The sequence below is a fragment of the Dyella soli genome (genome assembly GCF_054482295.1).
The window spans coordinates 76,196-95,311 of sequence record NZ_JBTFFU010000004.1; the positions used below are offsets into that span (position 1 = coordinate 76,196).

Sequence of the window (19,116 nt, forward strand, 5' to 3'; positions counted from 1 at the left end):
GCAGCGGCAAGTGCCGCGGCCAACAGGCGCAGGCGCATCACTGCAGCACCGCCGTGCTGTAGGCCGGCAGGCTGAGGCGATCGCCGTCCAGCGTCACGCCGGGCTTGCTCTTCAGCAGCACGGAAGCATGGGGCGGCAACACCTGGCCATCCGCCTTCCAGCTGAGCGGCTGGCCGGACAGGTTATGCACGACCAGCACGCGCTGCGCACCGGCACGGCGCCAGTACGCCAGCAGGCTCGGGTTGCCGGTGGCCAGCAGCTGCAGGTCGCCGTCGCGCAGCGCGGCGACCTGGGCGCGCCAGCCGATCAGCGTGCGATAGGTGTTGAGCAGGGACGACGGATCGTCCTGTTCCGCCTGCACCGACACGGCCTCGCCCTGGTGGACGCTCGACGGTTTCCAGCGCGATTGGCCGTACCCCGCCGGCGCATCCTGCGCCCGGCTGTTCGCCGATGTCGCCGGCTGGCGCTGCCAGCGCATCGGCTCGCGCAGGTTCGGATCGGGCTTGCGACCTTCCATGCCCAGTTCCTCGCCGTAGTAGATATACGGGCGGCCGGGCAGGGTCAGCAGCATCGCCGCGGCCATGCGCATGTGCTCGAGGTTGCCGCCGAGGCGGCTCATCACGCGTTCCTGGTCGTGGTTGGACAGGAAGGTGGAATCGATGAAGGGGGCAGCGGCCGCTCCCTGTGCCTCGACCGCGCTGCGATACGCGTCGTAGGTGTCCTTGAGCAGGGCGTCGAGTTTGCCGACGCGCTCGTCCTTCGCGCTGACAATCAGCTGCTCGGCGAGCGGGAAGTCGAAGATCGAGCCCAGCGGCCGCAGGTAAGGCGCCAGCTGCGCGGGCGACTCGGCCATCACTTCGCCCACCAGGGTCACGTGCGGGTTCACCGCGGCGATGGCGTCGTGGAACTCGGTCCACCACGCGACGTTCTTCGCCACGATCTCGGGATCGTGCTGGCGTGCCTTGAAGTCGTCGTAGATGTGCTTGGCGGCATCCAGGCGAAAGCCGTCCACGCCCTTGGCGATCCAGTAGCGCCCAACCTTGATCATCTCCGCGCGCACGGCGGGGTTGTCGTAGTTGAGGTCCGGCATGCCGCCGCCGAAGTCGCCCAGGTAGTGGGCCTTGCCCAGTGGATGCCAGATCCGGCTGTCCGAGGCCGTGCTCAGCGCACCGAGGTCCGCCTGCGGGCCCGCCCAGGTGTACCAGTCATGGTGCGGGTCGGCCGCATCGCGTGCCGCGATGAACCACGGATGCACCTGGCTGGTGTGGTTGATCACCATGTCCATGGTCACTGCGATGCCGCGCTTGTGCGCTTCGTCCAGCAGCCGCTGCAGGTCGGCTTCGTTGCCGTACTGCGGGTTGATGCCGTAGTAGTCGGTGACGTCGTAGCCGTGGTAGCTGGGCGCCGTGTTGATCGGCATCAGCCAGATGCCGCTGATGCCCAGTGACTTGAGGTAGTCGAGCTTGGCGGTGACGCCGTTGAGGTCGCCGATGCCATCGCCATTGGTGTCGTACCAGGCGCGCACGAAGATTTCGTAGTAGACGCCGGACGGTGCGGCGGTCGCCGGGGCCGCTGCTGCTGCGTCGGCGTTGACTTGAGGGGAGATGCCCGGCCCGAGTGCCAGGGCAAGCAGGAAAGCCAAGGGGCTGAACAAGCGGTTCCGCGACATGCCGTGCTCCATTCCAAGAACGCGCGCCTTCGTCGGAACAGTACACCGGATACTTCACGCTACGGACCGGTGACCGCTACGCCGGGCCTCGCGGTGTGTGGTTGCTGCGCCACTCACGTGAACGCAGCTCCAGATGGCATCGCGCCGGCGCTCCTTGCGGGGCGCCGGCGCGAGCGTGACTTACAGCTTGAAGTTGACGCCGAGGTAGCTGGTACGACCGAAGTACTGGATCGTGCCGGTCTGCGACGGGTCGCTGCCGAAGTAGGTGCGCGTCGGCTGGTTGGTGAGGTTCAGCAGCTGGAACACCACGCCCCACTGCTGGGTGATGTCGTACGAGGCCTGGAAGTCGTACACGGTTTCCGCAGCGAAGGTGACCATCTGGTTCGTCACCGACATCTGCGTGTCGGAGGCGAACTTCGAACGGTAGTTGCCGGACACGCGGGCCGAGAACGGACCGTAGTCGTAGAACACCGCGGCGCTGGCGACGCGCTTGGACAGGCCCGGCAGGCCGATGTACGAGGTCGGGCCACCCAGCGTGGTCGGGTTGCGGACGTTGCTGTCGGTCAGCGCAAAGTTGGCCTGCACACCCAGCCCCTTCCAGATGCCCGGCAGGAAGCCGGTCTTGGAAGCGGCCAGCTCCAGGCCCTTCACCTGGCCACCCTTGGCGTTGTACGCCGTCTGGTAGTCGCCATTGAGGAACGGCTTGCCTGTGGCCGGATCGATCGGCACGGTGATGCCGGCGCCGGCGAAGTCGAAGTTGTTGTAGGTAACGGCCTGGATGAACGACTTGATGTCCTTGTAGTACACGCCGGCACTGAGCAGGCCGGTGGAGTCATCAAAGTAGTGTTCGAAGGTCAGGTCGTACTGGGTGGCGCGCAGCGGGTCGAGCAGCGGGCTCGTGCCGCCCCACACGTTGTAGTAGTTCTGGCCACCGGCGGTGGACACCCACGAACCCGAGCCGGCCATCATCTGGTTGATCGGCGGACGCGACAGTACCTTGGCAGCCGAGAAGCGCGCCTGGTCGTCATCGGAAACGTGATAGACCAGGTTCAGCGACGGCAGCCAGTCGGAGTACTTCTTGCCCACGGTGAGCGGCGCGTAGTCGAGGCTGGTATAGCCGTTGCCGTCGGTGATCGGGATGCCGGCATTGTTGCCCACCTGCTGCAGGCCATTGCTGGTCTGGTTCTGGTGCGAGTAACGCATGCCGAAGTTGCCGGTCAGCTGATGGCCGAACACCTGCGCGTCGAGGTCGCCCTGGAAGTACAGGTCGCGGGTCTGCTCCGCCACCGAGCCGCTCTGGATTTCAGACCAGCTGTTGTTGTGGATGTCCTTGACCGGGTTGGCGACGATGCCGTGCGCAGCGAGGATGGCCGGGCCATTGAGCTGCAGGAAGCAGGGGAAGTTCGCGAACTTGCCGCTCCAGCAGGTGACCTTGGCGGCGCTGGCCGGAATGGTCAGCGGCGTGGTGCCGGGACCGCCCCACTCGTTGCCATACACGTAGACCTCGCGGTCCGCGTTGTAGTCGTGGTTGTTCAGGTACACGCCGGCTTCGAGTGCCGCCAGCCACGAGCTGTTGGGCATGTCGTACTTAACGTCGGTACGGAACGCCTTCATCTTGTCGTGGTAGATGTACGGATACACGCCGTAACGCGACAGGCCCATGTCGTTGAGGTTGGTGTAGATGCCCGGATTGGCGAACGACACCGTGCCGATCTTGCGACCCGCCAGCTGATACGTGGTGGACTGGCCCATCAGCGTCGGCGTCGCCGTGCCAAGACCGTTGTACGGATCAGCCGTGGTGTCCACGTTGATCTCGTTGCTGGAGGCGCGCGACAGCGACAGGTCCGTGTTGACGTGCCAGTTGCCGTGGTCCCACCTGGCGTTCAGGCCACCGGAGAACACGCTGGTGTCCGTGGTGTAGTTGTCGGCCGTGGTTTCGTTGGAGAAATTGCCGCCGCCGGTGCTGGTCACGGTGCCACCGGTCATGGTGCCGAAGGGACCGAGCACCGCGTTCGAGATCAGGCCCTGGTTGCCGCCGTAGATGTTCTGCGTGCGGAAGCCATAGCCGAACGAAGTGTTCTTGAACTTCGAGTAGAACGCGTCACCCGACACCTGCAGCTCGTCGGTCGGCTTCCACACGACGGTGGCGACTTCGCCGGTGCGACGCTCGGTGCCGCCGTTCTGCTGCAGCTGCAGACCCTGGGTCAGGTAAGCCTTCTGCCCGCTCGGCAGCGTGTAGAGCTGGCCATCGGAAGCTTCGCCCACGAACTGCTCGGCCACGTGCGGCTGGTACATCTGCGCCACGCCCAGGCCAACGCCCAGGGTGTTGTCGAGGAACTTGCCCTGGTAGGCCGCGCTCAGGCGATAGCCGGTGGAATTGGCGCCGGCCACGTCGCCCGCCTGGCTGTTGTAGCTGCCACGCGCGTCGACGTTGAGGTTCTGCTCCTTCGGCGCTTCCAGCGGGTTGGCCGTCTGCAGCGCGATGGTGCCGCCCACGCCGCCGGTGATCAGCGAAGCCTGCGAGGACTTGTACACCGTGGCCATGTTGATCAGTTCGGACGGGTACTGGTCGAACTGGATGTAGTTGCTGCCGCTGGTGGACGGCTGCTCGCGACCGTTGAGCGTGGTCTGGATGAAGTTGCCCGAGAGGCCGCGGATGTTCACCTGCGAGGCCTGGCCGGCGATGCGCTCGGCAGACACGCCCGGCAGGCGCGTCAGCGCGTCGGCGATGGACTGGTCCGGGAGGCCGCCGATATCGGCGGAAGTGATGACGTTGGTGATCGTATCGGAGTAGCGCTGATAGTCGATCGACTTCTCCATGTCCTGGTTGTAACCAGTCACGGTGATGGCGGACAGGCTCTTGGCCAGCTGCTGGTCCTGCGTCTGCTTGGACTTGTCGTCCTTGCCGGTGCCCGGGCCAGCCTGCTGCGCGGAGGTTGCCGCGGCCTGATCGCCGGTCGCACCGCTGCCGGCCATGCTGCCGTCGGCCTTCGTGGCCGCATCGGCCGGCGCCGCCTGGATGCCGGCGGTCAAACACAGGCCGGACGCCAGCGCCAGGGCCAGCACATTACGTTTCAGTATCACCGTCTTCCCCTCCCACGGGTTTGCACATCTATTGGTTTTGTAGTTGCCGCGGCAGTCCCCACAGACTGCCGCGGGCTACGCGCCAGTGCATGCCGATCATCCGGAGGGCCCCGTCGCGTGGCGGCCATGGTAGGGCTGCGCCAAAAGGCGAACAGGTCTATGCATACGTATTCATGACCGCGTTTTTTTGTGCACCTTTGACAAAATTCTAATGGCGGCACGTCTCGCCGCAGCCGGCGACGCAGGCGCGCGGCAAGCGCCGCGGCAGCGGCGACATGCCCTGCCCATGCGGGTTTGCGCGCGCAGGCACACGTCTCGATGCACGGTTTTTTTGTACGCCGGCGGACGCCTGCTGCATCGCAATATCGGGGTTTTTTGAATACGTATGCAGTCGAGGCATGGCTTTCGCACTCTGCGTTTAAGCTGCCCCCGCGCTTCGCCCGGGCCTGGCCCCTGCAGCGGCGTGCGCATTGGGCGGGAACCTCGGGACATGCGACATGATTGATGCACCCTGGTGGCGCGGAGCAGTCACCTACCAGATCTATCCACGTAGCTTCATGGACACCAACGGCGATGGCGTGGGTGACCTGCCGGGCATCATCGACAAGCTCGAATACGTTGCCGGCCTTGGCGTGGACGCGATCTGGATCGCCCCGTTCTTCCGCTCGCCGATGGCGGACTTCGGCTATGACATTGCCGACTACCGCGACGTCGACCCGCTGTTCGGCACGCTGGCCGACTTCGACCGGCTGCTGGCCAAGGCGCATAGCCTGGGCCTGAAAGTGATGATCGACCAGGTGCTCAGCCACACTTCGGTCGAGCACGCCTGGTTCCGCGAGAGTCGCCAGAGCCGCGACAATCCCCGGGCGGACTGGTATGTGTGGGCCGACGCGAAGGACGACGGCACGCCGCCGAACAACTGGCTGTCGCTGTTCGGCGGTTGCGCCTGGCAGTGGGAGCCGCGACGCGGCCAGTACTACCTGCACAACTTCCTGACCGCGCAGCCGGACCTGAACTTCCACAACCCGGCCGTGCAGCGCGCGGTGCTGGACGAAGTGAAGTTCTGGCTGGACAAGGGCGTCGACGGCCTGCGCCTGGACGCCATCAATTTCTGCTTCCACGACCGCGAGCTGCGCGACAACCCGCCCAAGCCGGCCGACAAGCGCGTGGGTCGCGGCTTCAGCCCGGACAACCCGTACGCATTCCAGTACCACTACTACAACAACACGCGGCCGGAGAACCTCGCGTTCCTGGAAGAGCTGCGCGCCTTGATGGACCAGTACGACGACGTGGCCGCGCTGGGCGAGATCTCTTCAGAGGATTCGCTGGCCACCACGGCCGAGTACACCAGCGGCCGACGCCTGCACATGGGCTACAGCTTCGAACTGCTGACCAACGATTTCAGCGCGTCCTACATCCGCAGCACCGTGCGCAACCTCGAAGCGCAGATGCTGGAAGGCTGGCCGTGCTGGGCCATTTCCAATCACGACGTGGAGCGCGTGCTCAGTCGCTGGGGCCATGGCGATGCGTCCGTGCGACTGGCCAACCTGCTCACCGCCATGCTCTGCTCGCTGCGGGGCTCGGTGTGCGTCTACCAGGGCGAAGAGCTGGGCCTGACTGAAGCCGAGGTGCCGTTCGAGGCGCTGCAGGATCCTTACGGCATCGCGTTCTGGCCCACCTTCAAGGGCCGCGACGGCTGCCGCACGCCGATGCCGTGGAACGCCGGCCTCAACGCCGGCTTCAGCGTGGGCGATCCGTGGCTGCCGGTGCCCGCCGAACACCGCGCGCGCGCCGTCACCGCGCAGGAAGCCGAACCCGCGTCCGCCCTGCACGGTTTCCGCGCCTTCATGGCCTGGCGCAAGTCGCAACCGGCCTTGCGCTGGGGCGACATCTTCTTCTTTGACACGCCCGAACCCGTGCTGGCGTTTACACGGCGCCATGGTGACGAGACCATGCTTGCCGCCTTCAACCTGTCCGGTGAAGCGGTGTCGATGGCCTGGCCCGCGCATGGCAGCGTCACGCCGGTGAACGGTCATGGCCTGGCGCAGGGCACCCTGGTCGACGGCCGGCTCGAACTGCCCGGCCACGGCGCGCTGTTCGCCCGCCTGGGCTGAAGCCACCGCTTTCCCCGACGGCGGCGGCATGCCCCGTGCCGCCGTCGACTTTTAGCCCGCGCCACTCCCGCCTATGATCGGCTCATCAGTCATCGGGAGTCGTCCATGCGCGCAGTGTTGATCATCATCGGCATCATCCTGGTCGCCGCCGGCATCTGGATCATCCTCGGCAACGGCAGCTATCAGCAGACCGACACGCTGCTGCAGGTCGGCACCGCCAAGATTACCGCCACCCACGACAAGGCGATTCCCGCATGGGTGGGCATCGCCGGCATCGTCGTCGGCGGCGTGCTGGCCATCGGCGGATTCCTCAGGAAGAGCTGACCGCTGCCGCTGGTCGCGCCCGCATCGCCCCGCGTCCCGGCGCTGCGATGTAGCCAGTTTCCTGCCTGCCCGCCAAGGAAGTCAGTCCATGCAACGACGTCAATTCCTGCGCCAGGCCGGCGCCACCCTGGCGGTCGCCTCGACGGCCGGGCTGGCCGCCTGCGCCGGCGCCCCGAGTGCATCACCGCAAGCGCTCGACGCCGGAACGCTGCCACCGGCGACACGCATGCGACCGGACTCCGTGGAGCTCGCCCCGATCAAGGCCAACGTGGACCGCATCACCGGCGTCTACGTCTGCACGCGCCCGTTTCGCGCGGCCGGCCCACGCATCGAGGCGGAACGACTGGGCCACAAGACCATCGTGCACAACTACGGCCACGGCGGCAGCGGCTGGTCGCTGTCGTGGGGCTCGAGCACGCTGGCCTTGCGCATGGTGCAGGCCACCGGCGTGCGCGAGGTGGGCGTGATCGGCTGCGGCGCGCTGGGCCTCACCTCCGCCCTGCTGGCGCAGCGCGCGGGACTGGCCGTGCGCATTTATGCCAAGGCCTTGCCACCGGATGTCTACTCGATGCGTGCCTCGGGCCTGTGGACGCCCGATTCGCGCATCTGCGATGCGCAGCACGCGCCCGCGTTTGCCGCGCGCTGGGAGGAAATGACGCGCACCTCCCATGCGATGTACCAGGGCATGCTGGGCCTGCCCGGCAAGCCGATCGAATGGATCGAGGGCTATTACCTGTCCGACACGCCGTTCGGGTCATCCCGCGACGAAGTGTCCGACGAGCCCGAATACGGCGACTTCCGCGACCAGGTGCGCGACCTCACGCCGCGCTCGGTGGAATTGCCGGTCGGCAGTCATCCCTTCCCCCAGGACCATGTGCGACGCTACACGACGATGATGTTCAACATCAGCACGTATGCACGCATGCTGATGTCCGACTTCCTGGCGGCGGGCGGCAAGATCGAAGTGCGCGAGTTCAACCATCCGGGTGAATTGCTGGCACTGCCCGAACACACCCTGGTCAACGCCACGGGCTATGGCTCGCGGGCACTGTTCAAGGACGAGTCGGTGATACCGGTACGCGGGCAGACGGCCCGACTCATTCCGCAACCGGAAGTGACTTACGGGCTGAGCACGCACAACCTCAGCGTGGTGCCACGCAGCGATGGCCTGCTGGTGCAGGTGCTCGGCGACAGCGGCAACTTCAACAACACCGACACCACGCCCGACCGCGCCGCGTCGGAAGCGGCCGTGCGGCAGCTCGCCGACATCATGACGCACATGCACCGAAGTTGACGCCGCGCACGGAGCTGAAAACGCGCTGACGCATTGACGCCGCGCAGACGCGAAGGGCCGTTCCTTCACGTCATACTTGTGCTCCACCTCGCCGTGCGGGGCGTCATGGGAGTCACACGATGAACGCAGTCGCGCCAGCGTCCAGGCGAACCTTGCGTCCATGGCAGCGGATGCTGGTCGCCGTCGCGGCTGCCTTTGCGGTCGCCGCCACGGCGCAAATCCAGATCATCCCGCTGCCGGAACAGAAACCCGCCACCGTGAGGCAGCTCGGCGCGCACGAACTGGCCGCGGGCGACGTGCAGGACTGGGCGGACGGCGCGATGGCACAGGCCATGTCCCGGAACCCGGTGGCCGCCGCCGTGATCGTGGTGGTGAAGGACAACAACGTGCTTTTTTCGAGGGGCTACGGCTACGCCGACCAGGCGTCGAAAAAGCCCGTTGACCCGGCCACCACGCTGTTTCGCGTCGGCTCGACCTCGACGCTGTTCACCTGGACCGCGGTGATGCAGCTGGTCGAGCAGGGCAAGCTCGACCTGGACGCCGACATCAACCGCTATCTGGACTTCACCATTCCGCCGCACGACGGCAAGCCGGTGACGCTGCGCGAGCTGATGACGCATAGCGCAGGCTTCGAAGACGCGGTGAAGGACCTGTACCTGCCCCACGCCGCCCCGCCGATGAGCAACGAGGCCTGGCTGAAGCGTTGGGTGCCCGCGCGCATCTTTCCGGCCGGCGAGGTGGTCGCCTATTCCAACTACGGCGCGGCGCTGGCCGGCTACATCGTGCAGCGCGCAGCCGGCCAGCCGTTCGACGACTACGTCGAGCAACACATCTTCCGGCGACTGGGCATGCAACACGCCACGTTCAGGCAGCCGTTGCCCGCGGCGCTGCAGGCCGACATGGCGCCCGGTTACGCACCGGCCTCCGCGGCGCCGCACGCGTTCGAGCGGATCGCCGCTGCGCCGGCAGGCGCGCTGTCGATCAGTGGCGATGACATGGGGCGCTTCATGATCGCGCAGCTGCAAGGCGGCGGTGTCGGCGACACGCAGCTGATGACCGCGCCGACCATGCAGCTCATGCATGCGTTCCGGCGCGCCAGCGTGCCTGGCCTGCGGCCCGGCGGGCTCGGTTTCATGCACCTGGACCGCAACGGCCAGGACATCATCGGCCAGCGCGGCGCGACGCGGTTTTTCCGCAGCGAACTGGCCCTGCTGCCGCAGCAACACACGGGCCTGTTCGTGGCGCTGGATGGCGCGGCCGACGGCGCCTTGCTGCGCGAGCTGCTCGATGGCTTCACGGACCGCTATTTCCCTGCACCGCCGCAGATCGTGCCGCCGACGCTGGCCACGGCGCGCGAACACGGCGCGTTGCTGGTGGGGCGCTATCTGCCCAGTCGCCGGTCGGCCAGCAATTTCCGCGGGCTGCGCGACCTGTTCGTGCAGACCAGCGTGAGCATGGCGCCCGATGGCACGTTGCAAACGCCCGGCCTCGATCCGCTGCAGCGACCGGCGCGCTGGCGCGAGGTGAAACCGTTCCTGTGGCTGGACGACGCCAGCGGCGACCACCTGGGCGCGGCGATGCAGGACGGTCGCGTGCAATGGTTGTCGACCGATGCCCTGGCCGCCTCGCAGCTGTGGCTGCCCGTGCCCCGCTGGCAATCCACCGCATGGAACCTGCGCGTGCTGGGCGCGACCTTCGGCGTATTCCTGCTGGCGGCGCTGTCCTGGCCGCTCGCCGCGCTGGTGCGGCGCTTGCGCGGCAGGCCGCTGGCGCTGGGCGATGCCGCCTTGCGCTGGTATCGACTGAGCCGCGTCACGGCGGTGCTGCAGCTGCTGTTCGCCGCGGGCTGGTGGCTGATGCTGCCGCGGCTGGATGGCGGCACCTCGCAGCTCGACCTGCGCCTGCGCCTGCTGCAACTGGTGGGCCTGCTCGCGGTGGCCGGCACCATCGCCATCGCCGTGAACGCGTGGTTTGCATGGCGCCAGCCCACAGGCTGGTGGCGCCGGTTGAACAGCGTCGTGCTGTTGCTGGCCGGCTTCGTCACGCTCTGGTACGTCGGGTCGCAGCACCTGTTGAGCCTGCGCCTCGACTATTGAGCGCGAGCGCCGGGGGCCGGACGGCAGCGGGCCCGCTACAATGTGCGGGATGGATGTCTCGCACCTGATCGACAAGCTCAACGACGCGCAGCGCGAAGCCGTGTGCGCCCCGCCCGGCAACTACCTCGTGCTCGCAGGCGCGGGCTCCGGCAAGACGCGCGTGCTCACCCACCGCATCGGCTGGCTCACCCAGGTGGAACACGTGCCGGCGTGGGCCATCCTCGCCGTGACCTTCACCAACAAGGCCGCCGGCGAGATGCGCGCGCGCCTGGAGCAACTGATCCCCGGCGGCACCCAGGGCCTCACCGTGGGTACCTTCCACGGCATCGCCCATCGCCTGCTGCGCCGCCACTGGCGCGAGGCCGGCCTGCCCGAAGGTTTCCAGATCCTCGATGCGGATGACCAGCAGCGCATCGTCAAACGCGTGGTCACCGGGCTCGGACTGGACGAGGCGCGCTTCCCCCCGCGGCAGGCCACCTGGCAGATCAACAGCTGGAAGGACGAGGGCCGTCGCCCCGACAGCATCGAGCACCGCGACCACCCGGTGACGCGCACGATGGTGCAGATCTACCAGGCCTACGAGGATGCCTGCCGCCGCGCCGGCCTGGTCGATTTCGCCGAACTGCTGCTGCGCGCGCACGAACTGTGGCTGCACAACCCACAGGTGCTCGAGCATTATCGCGATCGCTGGCGTTACCTGCTGATCGACGAGTTCCAGGACACCAACACGCTGCAATACGCGTGGATCCGCGTGCTGGCCGGCCAGGCCGGCCAGGTGTTCGTGGTGGGCGACGACGACCAGGCCATCTATGGCTGGCGCGGCGCGAAGGTGGAGAACGTGCAGCAGTTCCTGCGCGATTTCCCCGGCGCCAGGACCATCAAGCTGGAGCAGAACTACCGCTCCACCTCGACCATCCTCAAGGCGGCCAACAGCGTGATCGCGCGCAACGGTGGGCGCCTCGGCAAGCAGTTGTGGACCGACGGCGGCGATGGCGAGCGCATTGCGCTGTATGCCGCCTACAACGAGCAGGACGAGGCGCGCTTCGTGATCGAGCGCATCCGCGAATACATCGCCGAGAACGGCAATGCGCGCGACTGCGCGATCCTGTACCGCTCCAACGCCCAGTCGCGCAATTTCGAAGAACAGCTGATGCAGCGCGACGTCCGCTTCCGCGTGTATGGCGGCCAGCGTTTCTTCGACCGCGCGGAAATCAAGGACGCGCTGGCCTATCTGCGGCTGTCTTCCAACCGCCATGACGATGCCGCCTTCGAGCGCGCGGTGAACACGCCGCCCCGCGGCATCGGCGACCGCACGCTGGACGTGCTGCGTCGGCGCGCGCGGGCTGAAAACTGTTCGATGTGGGAGGCCACGCTCAACGAACTCGGCGGCGGCGGGGAACTGGCCGGCCGCGCGAAGAATGCGGTGAAGGCGTTCCTGCTGCTGATCGACGACATGGCGCGCGCGTTCGCGGGCGCCGGCGTCGGCGATGCGCTGGCACTGGCCGAGCAGATCGACCACGCCATCACCCACACCGGACTGCGCGACTTCTACGAGAAGGACAGCCGCGGCAATGCCGAATCGCGGGTGGAGAACCTGGACGAACTGGTCAACGTGGCCAGCCGCTTCGAGCTGACCCAGGACGATGTCGATGCCGGCCTCAGCGAACTGTCCGCCTTCCTCTCGCATGCGGCGCTGGAAGCCGGCGAGGGCCAGGGCGAGGCCTGGGACGACTGCGTGCAGCTGATGACGCTGCACTCGGCCAAGGGCCTGGAATTCCCGGTGGTGTTCCTGGTCGGCATGGAAGAAGGCTTGTTCCCCAGCCAGCGTTCGGTCGAGGACGAAGGCCGCCTGGAAGAAGAACGCCGCCTCGCCTATGTCGGCATCACCCGCGCGCGCGAACGGCTGTTCATCACTTTCGCCGAATCGCGGCGCATGCACGGCGTGGAAATGCTGGCGCGGCCCTCGCGCTTCCTGTCCGAGATACCGCCCGAACTGGTCGACGAAGTACGCCCGCGCGTGCAGGTGAGCCGGCCCATGTATGCGGGTCGCTACGCCGAGTCGGCACCGGTGCTGGAAGAAAACCGCCCGGTGAAGCTGGGCCAGCGCGTCAGCCACCCGAGCTTTGGCGAAGGCGTGGTGGTCAGTGCCGAGGGCAGCGGCGCGCATACCCGCCTGCAGGTGAACTTCGAGAACGCCGGCAGCAAGTGGCTGGTGGCGGCCTACGCCAACCTCACGCCGCTCTAGCCGCCAGCCTGCCGTATGATCGGCCCCGTCCGCTCACACGGGGCCAGTCATGAACGAGGAACCGTCAGACCGCCGCAGCCGGCTGGACGACGACATCTGCGTGCACATCTTCACCGCCTCGGCCGCCATGGTCGGCGTGTGCCTGACCGTCATCGGCATCCTGCGCGTGGTGATCTCGCTGCGCCGCGAGGATCTCATCGGAGATGACCTGCTCGCCATCAACGCGTTGCTGTACCTGGCCTCCTGCCTGCTGTCGTACTGGGCGCTGCGCACGCGCAGCATCCGGCGCAACCACCGGCTGGAGCGCGCCGCCGACGTGATCTTCCTGGTGGCCCTGGTGTTTACCGCGATCAACGCGGGTTTCATTACCTGGGCCATATCGGCCGCCTAGCCAGGTGACAGCGCGCCGGACGCACGCCATGATCTGCCGCACCTGGCGCCTGCCTCACCCGGCAGCGGCGCCCGGACAGTCCGGACACACGACCTGGCACGGCACCATTCACCGGCTTCTTCTCACGGGTACGCATGCAAACACCATGGTTTCTGCAGTATCTGGAGCTGACACCGGAAGCGGATGCCGCGAGCATCAAGCGCGCGTATGCGCAGCGCCTGGGGCAGATTGACCGGGCCACCGATGCCAGGGGTTTCATGCGCCTGTACGAAGCCTACCGGTCCGCACTGGACTGGCGGGCAAGGCAGGCGGCTCCCGTCGCTGACACCGCCGCGGTCGCGGTGGCGACCCGCGCCGACCGGCCCGCCGGGCCATCCCGTGCGGCCGCGGCGGGCGCCGATGTGGCGGTCGCCGAGACGTCCGCCCCGACCGCCTCGCGCTCGCTGGCCTTGCTGGCCGAGCGCCTGCAAGGCGGGCAACCGGCCAAGGTGGCGTTGCGCGAGCAGCTGCTGAACCTGCGCAACGGACACCGGCAGTCCACCGCCATGTTCGAGCTGATGGTGGTCGATGCGCTGGCGTCGTCCCGGCTGCACCAGCGCCTCGCGCTGTTCCGCGCGGCACACGAACAATTCCCATGGTCGGATATCGAGCATCTGACCGGACTGGGCTCGCGTGGACAGTGGATCCGCGATGCCGATGCCGAGGAGACCGCGTGGCGGGAAGCATCGCGCGCGCAGGGTGGCATCGATCTGCTCGAGCGCATCCTCGACGCACCCCTGCTTCATCGCGGGGACCTCAAGGCAACGGACGTCTCGTCCGGCGTCGCCGTGCGCTGGCCTGACATGCAGCGCATGCTGGAGCGCTACCCGCGCTACCTGTCGCTGCGCTGCGAAGCCGCCGCATTGAACGCCTGGAAGCTGGCCTTCGAGGCCTTGCCCGAGCGCGACAAGGCGATCGCCGAAGCATTCGCCAGCGCGCCCTCGCCAGCGGCCTACCGAAAACTCGCCCGCGCCCGTAGCCTGTCCTGATCCACGGCGGTGGTGCGAACCGGGGAAGCTCCCCGGCTTATTCGGGCAAGCGCGGCACACCGTGTTCGCTGCGTTCTTCCACCGCAATGGGTCGCGTATCCAGGCGCGCCGAGCGCGCGCCCTGCGGCAGCGCCTCGGTTGCCTCGCCACGGGCCAGGGCCAGCGCGTTGCGGTAACAGCGTTGTGCCAGCACGGCGTCGTGCTGGCCCGCGTAGACATCGCCCAGGGCCTCCCAGGCGGCGCTCATCGGCGTCAGTGCGAGCGAACGCTCCAGGTACTGCGTCGCCTTGCCCCACAGCTGCAGGCGCGCGCACATGCGGCCCAGCGTGAGCAACAGGGCAGCATCGTTGGGATGGGCATCGAGCCAGGACTCGGCGCGACGCAGGCGCGCCTCGATGTCCTCGCCGCCGAGTGCGCCGTAGGTCTCGATCAGCAGTGGCGACCATTCGCGGCGCAAGGCCGATTCGACCTCATCCATCGCCGGCAGCACCATGCCGAAGGCAGCGGCGCGACGCGCATAGGCGTCGATCGCGGCGGGCACGCGGCGCTGCGCCTTGGGCAGCTGTGACCACTGGGAGTTGAGCGCGGCGGCGTCCGGCGCGGCGCTCAGCGAAGCGGTCAGTACCTGCGCCTCGAGCGCGGCAAACCCGCGCGCACCCAGCGCACCACTCTTTTGCAGCGGCTCAAGCGCCTGTCGGGCCCGGCGCATATCGCCGTTGGCCAGCGCCGCCAGCGCGAGTTCACGCCAGCCACCCGGCGTAAGACTTCCCGTCTCGGCCTCGGGCGCCAACAGGTTCAGCGCCTCGACGGACTTGCCTTCGCGACGCAGCACGCGGGCGCGCAACACGCGCGCCGCACGCGGCGACACCTGGCCTGCCTCATCCAGTGCGGCCAGCGCACGGCCGTTCTCGCCACGCCGCGAAGCGGCTTCCGCGGCCGCCAGCAGCGCGGGACCGCGCAGCGTATCGAGGCGGGACGCGCGGTGCAGGTCGCGCTCGGCGTCGCCATGGCGACCTTCCATCAGCGCGATCAAGCCCTCGCGCAGGCGCTGGCGACTGACGCGGCGATGCCGGCGCGAGAAGGCGCCGAACGGCCAGCGCAGCAGGAACCAGCCCGCGCCCAGCAGCGCCCATGCCAGCAGCAGGATCACCACCGCGGCAACGACGGTGGTCTCCGCCTGCCAGCCACGCATCTGCACCAACAGGTAACCCGGGTCCTCGGCCACCCAATGCCAGCCGAACGCGGCCAGTGCCGCCAGCATCACCAGCAGCAGGATCCATCGCCACAGCTTCATGGCCTGGCCCCGGCCGGTACGCTGGCGTTGCCGGCGGGCTTGAGCGCATGCACCGCGCGCAGGTTGCGCAGCTCGCTCAAGGCCGCGCCCAGTTGCACCGGCGTCGCCGGCTGCTGCGCCATCAGCGCGGCAAGCTGGGCACGGGCCTGCTTCACCGCGTCGGCATTCGCATCGAACTGCGCCGCCACGGCCGCGTCGGCGCGACGCAGCGCAGCCACGCAGGCCTCGTGATCGGCAGCCAGCAGCGCTGCCTGCGCCTGGGCGAGATCGATCGCGGTGAGCTCGCGCGCGAAACGCGCATCGGCCACCGACAGCGGGGCACCATTGGCCCGCTGCACTTTCACCACGTTGCCCAGGGCGCCGACCACGCGCGACCAGTTGCCGGCCGTGGCATCCGACGCCGATGCGCCGGGCGAGTTGAGCGGCAGCGTCATCACCGTTGCGCGCAGCGCGCTCAAGCTTGCCAGCGCGGCGTCCAGCCCGGCCGGCTGGCTTTTGGCGAGCGCCTCGCGCTCGGCGCCGATGCTCTGGCGCAAGCCGGCGAAGGCACCGTCGTTGACCGCGGCGAGCGTCTGGTCGGCCAACCCATATGCAGCGGCTGCGCCTTGCGCGTCATGGAACAGGTCGTAGCGTGCCTTGCCCATGCGCAGCAGCGACTCGGTGTCGTCGAGCAACATCGCGTCGTGGCCGGACAGGGTCTTTTCGGACAGCTTGGCCACCGCGTCCTCGAGGTTGCGCGTGCGTTCGGCCTGGCCCAGCAGTTCTTCGCGCAACGAACGGTTGACCTGGTCGGCATCGGCGAGGCGCTGGCGCAGCAGGCTGCGATCGCTGCTGCTGGCGGTGAAGGCGCTCTCGAGGCTGTCGACGCGCTGCTTCAGCGCGGTCAGCACCACATTGCCCTGCTCCTGCTGCCACTGGCGCCAGCCGACGTAGCCGGCGCCGCCGATCGCCACCAGCGAGAGCAGCAGGGCAACCGCCAGCGTGCCGCTGCCGTGGCGTGGCGGGGTCGGCGCGTGCGTTCGCGCGGAACGGATGGTTGAGGAGTCGGCGCCCTGGCCCGAGGCCGCGCTGCTGGGGAAGGAGGAGTCGTCTTGGCTCATGCGCGCCATGCTAACAGCCTGTGGCAGGTGGCCCGCATCAAGTGTTCGTGAAGAGCAGGCGTGCTGCGTTGCCTGGGCGCGTGAAGCAGCAGCGCTTTCGTCAGCGTGCAGCGGCAGCCAGCAGATCGGCCGCCAGCGCCGAGGCGGCCACCTCGACATGCGCAAAGCCCGCGCTGCGCGCGGCCTCGGCCAGCCGATCGCTGCTGGCGACGGCCACCGCATGGCGCAAGCGGGTGAACGCCTCGGCCGGGAGTCCGTCCTGGAGGCAGGCCAGCGCCTCGGCGCTCGACAGCAGCACGCGCGCGTCAGGCGGCAGCTGCAAGGCGGCGTCCAGTTGCCGGCGATGCCAGCGTGGCGCCAGCCGTCGATACACATGCACTTCCCGCAGCTGCGCGCCGCGCGCGCTCAGCTCGCTGCGGAGCAGGCCACGACCGCCCGGCGCCCCGACCAGCGCCACACGCTTGCCAGCCAACCCATCCAGCGCGGGATGCCCGAGCAGCCCTTCGCTGTCCTGCCGCAGCTGCGGTGCCTGCACCGCGTTGACGCCGTGGCGGTGCAGCGCGCGCGCCGTGCCCTGTCCCACCGCCAGCACCATGGCACGCGTGCGCAGCGGCGTGAGTCGCGCCGCATAGCGGACGGCAGCGGGGCTGGTGAACACCATCACGTCGTCCGCCAGTGACGCGGCGAGCGCCGCCGTTGCCCCGGCCACGTCGTCGGCAGCGCGCAAGGACAGGCCGGGCAGCAGCAGGGCGATGCCGCCACGCTGGCGCACCTGGCGCGCCATGGCCGATCCGGTACCCGCGGGACGGGTGATCACCACCGTGCGCCCGCGCAGCGCCAGTTCCGCCGATGTCGTCGAATGTCCCACGCTGTGGCGGCCTCCCTGGAAATCACGGCCAGTGTAGCGGCCACGGACAACCGGGTTGTAGCGGGCCCGGGTGCGTACACTACGCATTCCCCTGGCATCTCCCGACCCCGATGAGCACAACTGAACGGCAAACCCTGGCGCGCAAACTGGTCACCTTCATGCGCGACGAGATCCCGCTGGCGCAGAGCATGGACCTGCGCCTGCAGGCGTCCGACGAACAGGTCCTGTCCATCGCCGCGCCGCTGGGACCCAACGTCAACGACAAGGGCTGCGCGTTCGGCGGCAGCCTAGTGAGCGCGATGACGCTGACCGGCTGGGGCCTGGTGGAGCTCGAGCTGCGCATGCGCGGGCTGGATTGCGACGTGTTCGTGGGCGAATCGACCGTGCGCTACCTCGAACCGGTGTGGAGCGACTTCCACAGCGAGGCGCGGCTGGCCGACGGCGCCGACTGGACCACCTTCTTCGACACCCTGGCCACGCGCGGCCGCGCCCGCGTCGAAGTCACCTGCCAGGTTCCGGGCAGCGGCGAGAAGCCGGCCGCCACGCTCGAGGCCCGCTTCGTGGCCAAGCGCCGGCCGGCGGGCGCCGTATGAAAACGCGCGCGCCGATGCGGCACAATGGCGGCACTGCCCAGGGGGAACACCTTATGCGTCGCATGCTGGCCCTGCTCGCCATGTTCACCGTGCCGCTGCTTGGCGGCTGCGCCACCGACCAGCGCAAGGACACGCTCACCACCACGCTCAATGCCTACGCCAGCGCGATGCGCTGGGGCGATTTCCCCACCGCACTGCAGTTCGTCGATCCGAAGGTGCGCGAGGAGCATCCGGTGTCGTCGCTGGAGATGGCGCGCTACCAGCAATACAAGGTCAGCGGCTACGACGACGACAAAGGCCCCAGGCCCCAGGGCAAGGAAGAAGTCACCCAGGTCGTGCAGATCAACCTGGTCAACGTGAACACGCAATCCGAGCGTACCGTCACCGACCACCAGACCTGGCGCTACGACGCCGAAGGCAAGCACTGGTGGCTGGTCACCGGCCTGCCGGACATCAGCCGCCAGTAAGCCCCCGGCACGCGCCGGCGACGGATCGGTCGTGGCAGGCCGTATAATCAGCGGCCCTGTTCACCCCGCGCGGTCCTCCGCGCCTGCGGAAACCTTCGAATGAACGATGTTCTTCACAAGCTGCCCGGGTTCATCGGCAACCACCTCGCGCTGGTGGCGCTGTTCGTGGTCCTGCTGCTGGCCATCATCGTGATGGAAATCCTCACGCTGTTCCGCCAGTACAAGGAACTGACGCCGGGCGGCCTGACCCTGCTGATCAACCGCGAAAGCCCGCTGCTGGTGGACCTGTCCGCCTATGCCGATTACGAAAAAGCGCACGTGCCAGGCTCCCGCCACGTGGCGATGAGCCAGTTCGACCCGGAGCACAAGGACCTGGCCAAGGCGCGCGAACTTCCCGTCGTGCTGATCGACAAGGACGGCCGCGGCGCCAGCGCCAAGGCTGCGCAACGCCTGGTCAAGGCGGGCTTCACCAAGGTCAACACCCTCGGCGGTGGCGTGCTCGCCTGGCAGCAGGCCCAGCTGCCGGTGGCCAAGGGCAAGAACCCCTGA

15 protein-coding genes are annotated in these 19,116 nt (G+C 68.1%); 10 read left to right on the forward strand and 5 right to left on the reverse strand.

Annotated features, from left to right (window positions below):
- Positions 1-37 precede the first annotated feature (37 nt).
- Together ACXU4B_RS16770 and ACXU4B_RS16775 are read right to left on the reverse strand one after the other, a co-directional pair.
- Positions 38-1,669 carry an alpha-amylase family glycosyl hydrolase gene (locus ACXU4B_RS16770; RefSeq protein ID WP_131413373.1) on the reverse strand — a complete coding sequence of 544 codons (1,632 nt, stop codon included), beginning with the start codon at positions 1,667-1,669 and terminating at the stop codon, positions 38-40.
- 180 nt (positions 1,670-1,849) lie between these two features.
- The gene (locus tag ACXU4B_RS16775) at positions 1,850-4,753 is read right to left on the reverse strand and encodes a TonB-dependent receptor (RefSeq protein WP_131413371.1); all 2,904 of its coding nucleotides are present in this window, start codon (positions 4,751-4,753) and stop codon (positions 1,850-1,852) included.
- A 497-nt stretch (positions 4,754-5,250) separates the two neighbouring features.
- Between ACXU4B_RS16775 and ACXU4B_RS16780 the strand changes: the two genes are divergently transcribed.
- The 7 genes from ACXU4B_RS16780 to ACXU4B_RS16810 all read left to right on the forward strand — a co-directional run bounded on the left by ACXU4B_RS16780 (position 5,251) and on the right by ACXU4B_RS16810 (position 14,245).
- On the forward strand, positions 5,251-6,867 hold the full coding sequence (locus tag ACXU4B_RS16780; RefSeq protein WP_131413369.1) for an alpha-glucosidase family protein: 1,617 nt from the start codon (positions 5,251-5,253) through the stop codon (positions 6,865-6,867).
- Positions 6,868-6,972: 105 nt separating this feature from the next.
- The gene (locus tag ACXU4B_RS16785; RefSeq protein WP_131413367.1) at positions 6,973-7,191 is read left to right on the forward strand and encodes a hypothetical protein; all 219 of its coding nucleotides are present in this window, start codon (positions 6,973-6,975) and stop codon (positions 7,189-7,191) included.
- Positions 7,192-7,279: 88 nt separating this feature from the next.
- Positions 7,280-8,485, forward strand: a complete 1,206-nt coding sequence (locus ACXU4B_RS16790; protein WP_131413365.1) for an FAD-dependent oxidoreductase — start codon at positions 7,280-7,282, stop codon at positions 8,483-8,485.
- A gap of 119 nt (positions 8,486-8,604) precedes the next feature.
- Positions 8,605-10,581: a serine hydrolase domain-containing protein gene (locus ACXU4B_RS16795; protein WP_131413363.1), complete on the forward strand. Its 1,977-nt coding sequence runs from the start codon at positions 8,605-8,607 to the stop codon at positions 10,579-10,581.
- Between the two features lie 49 nt (positions 10,582-10,630).
- The gene (uvrD, locus tag ACXU4B_RS16800; protein ID WP_131413361.1) at positions 10,631-12,826 is read left to right on the forward strand and encodes a DNA helicase II; all 2,196 of its coding nucleotides are present in this window, start codon (positions 10,631-10,633) and stop codon (positions 12,824-12,826) included.
- A gap of 49 nt (positions 12,827-12,875) precedes the next feature.
- Positions 12,876-13,217, forward strand: coding sequence for a hypothetical protein (locus tag ACXU4B_RS16805; RefSeq protein WP_131413359.1), 342 nt, complete (start codon positions 12,876-12,878; stop codon positions 13,215-13,217).
- Positions 13,218-13,351: 134 nt separating this feature from the next.
- Positions 13,352-14,245, forward strand: coding sequence for a hypothetical protein (locus tag ACXU4B_RS16810; protein WP_131413357.1), 894 nt, complete (start codon positions 13,352-13,354; stop codon positions 14,243-14,245).
- Positions 14,246-14,282: 37 nt separating this feature from the next.
- Here ACXU4B_RS16810 and ACXU4B_RS16815 read toward each other — a convergent pair whose 3' ends face one another.
- The 3 genes from ACXU4B_RS16815 to ACXU4B_RS16825 form a co-directional block, all read right to left on the reverse strand.
- Positions 14,283-15,539 carry a heme biosynthesis HemY N-terminal domain-containing protein gene (locus ACXU4B_RS16815; protein WP_131413355.1) on the reverse strand — a complete coding sequence of 419 codons (1,257 nt, stop codon included), beginning with the start codon at positions 15,537-15,539 and terminating at the stop codon, positions 14,283-14,285.
- Positions 15,536-16,639 carry a uroporphyrinogen-III C-methyltransferase gene (locus ACXU4B_RS16820; RefSeq protein ID WP_131413353.1) on the reverse strand — a complete coding sequence of 368 codons (1,104 nt, stop codon included), beginning with the start codon at positions 16,637-16,639 and terminating at the stop codon, positions 15,536-15,538. Before ACXU4B_RS16820 ends, ACXU4B_RS16815 begins: the two co-directional genes overlap by 4 nt.
- A 100-nt stretch (positions 16,640-16,739) precedes the next feature.
- Positions 16,740-17,594 carry a uroporphyrinogen-III synthase gene (locus tag ACXU4B_RS16825; RefSeq protein ID WP_131413351.1) on the reverse strand — a complete coding sequence of 285 codons (855 nt, stop codon included), beginning with the start codon at positions 17,592-17,594 and terminating at the stop codon, positions 16,740-16,742.
- A 23-nt stretch (positions 17,595-17,617) separates the two neighbouring features.
- Between ACXU4B_RS16825 and ACXU4B_RS16830 the strand changes: the two genes are divergently transcribed.
- From ACXU4B_RS16830 to ACXU4B_RS16840, 3 genes are all read left to right on the forward strand, one after another.
- Positions 17,618-18,100, forward strand: coding sequence for a YiiD C-terminal domain-containing protein (locus ACXU4B_RS16830; RefSeq protein ID WP_131413349.1), 483 nt, complete (start codon positions 17,618-17,620; stop codon positions 18,098-18,100).
- Positions 18,101-18,153: 53 nt separating this feature from the next.
- Entirely contained in the window at positions 18,154-18,567 is a 414-nt protein-coding gene (locus ACXU4B_RS16835; RefSeq protein WP_131413347.1) for a hypothetical protein, read from the forward strand.
- Positions 18,568-18,666: 99 nt separating this feature from the next.
- Positions 18,667-19,116, forward strand: coding sequence for a rhodanese-like domain-containing protein (locus tag ACXU4B_RS16840; protein ID WP_131413345.1), 450 nt, complete (start codon positions 18,667-18,669; stop codon positions 19,114-19,116).

Coding starts and splice junctions, on each gene's coding strand:
- ACXU4B_RS16830 (WP_131413349.1), top strand. CDS start 17,618: ATGAGCACAACTGAACGGCAAACCCTGGCGCGCAAACTGGTCACCTTC.
- uvrD (WP_131413361.1), top strand. CDS start 10,631: ATGGATGTCTCGCACCTGATCGACAAGCTCAACGACGCGCAGCGCGAA.
- ACXU4B_RS16810 (WP_131413357.1), top strand. CDS start 13,352: ATGCAAACACCATGGTTTCTGCAGTATCTGGAGCTGACACCGGAAGCG.
- ACXU4B_RS16785 (WP_131413367.1), top strand. CDS start 6,973: ATGCGCGCAGTGTTGATCATCATCGGCATCATCCTGGTCGCCGCCGGC.
- ACXU4B_RS16805 (WP_131413359.1), top strand. CDS start 12,876: ATGAACGAGGAACCGTCAGACCGCCGCAGCCGGCTGGACGACGACATC.
- ACXU4B_RS16790 (WP_131413365.1), top strand. CDS start 7,280: ATGCAACGACGTCAATTCCTGCGCCAGGCCGGCGCCACCCTGGCGGTC.
- ACXU4B_RS16840 (WP_131413345.1), top strand. CDS start 18,667: ATGAACGATGTTCTTCACAAGCTGCCCGGGTTCATCGGCAACCACCTC.
- ACXU4B_RS16795 (WP_131413363.1), top strand. CDS start 8,605: ATGAACGCAGTCGCGCCAGCGTCCAGGCGAACCTTGCGTCCATGGCAG.
- ACXU4B_RS16780 (WP_131413369.1), top strand. CDS start 5,251: ATGATTGATGCACCCTGGTGGCGCGGAGCAGTCACCTACCAGATCTAT.
- ACXU4B_RS16820 (WP_131413353.1), bottom strand. CDS start 16,639: ATGAGCCAAGACGACTCCTCCTTCCCCAGCAGCGCGGCCTCGGGCCAG.
- ACXU4B_RS16835 (WP_131413347.1), top strand. CDS start 18,154: ATGCGTCGCATGCTGGCCCTGCTCGCCATGTTCACCGTGCCGCTGCTT.
- ACXU4B_RS16825 (WP_131413351.1), bottom strand. CDS start 17,594: ATGCGTAGTGTACGCACCCGGGCCCGCTACAACCCGGTTGTCCGTGGC.
- ACXU4B_RS16815 (WP_131413355.1), bottom strand. CDS start 15,539: ATGAAGCTGTGGCGATGGATCCTGCTGCTGGTGATGCTGGCGGCACTG.
- ACXU4B_RS16770 (WP_131413373.1), bottom strand. CDS start 1,669: ATGTCGCGGAACCGCTTGTTCAGCCCCTTGGCTTTCCTGCTTGCCCTG.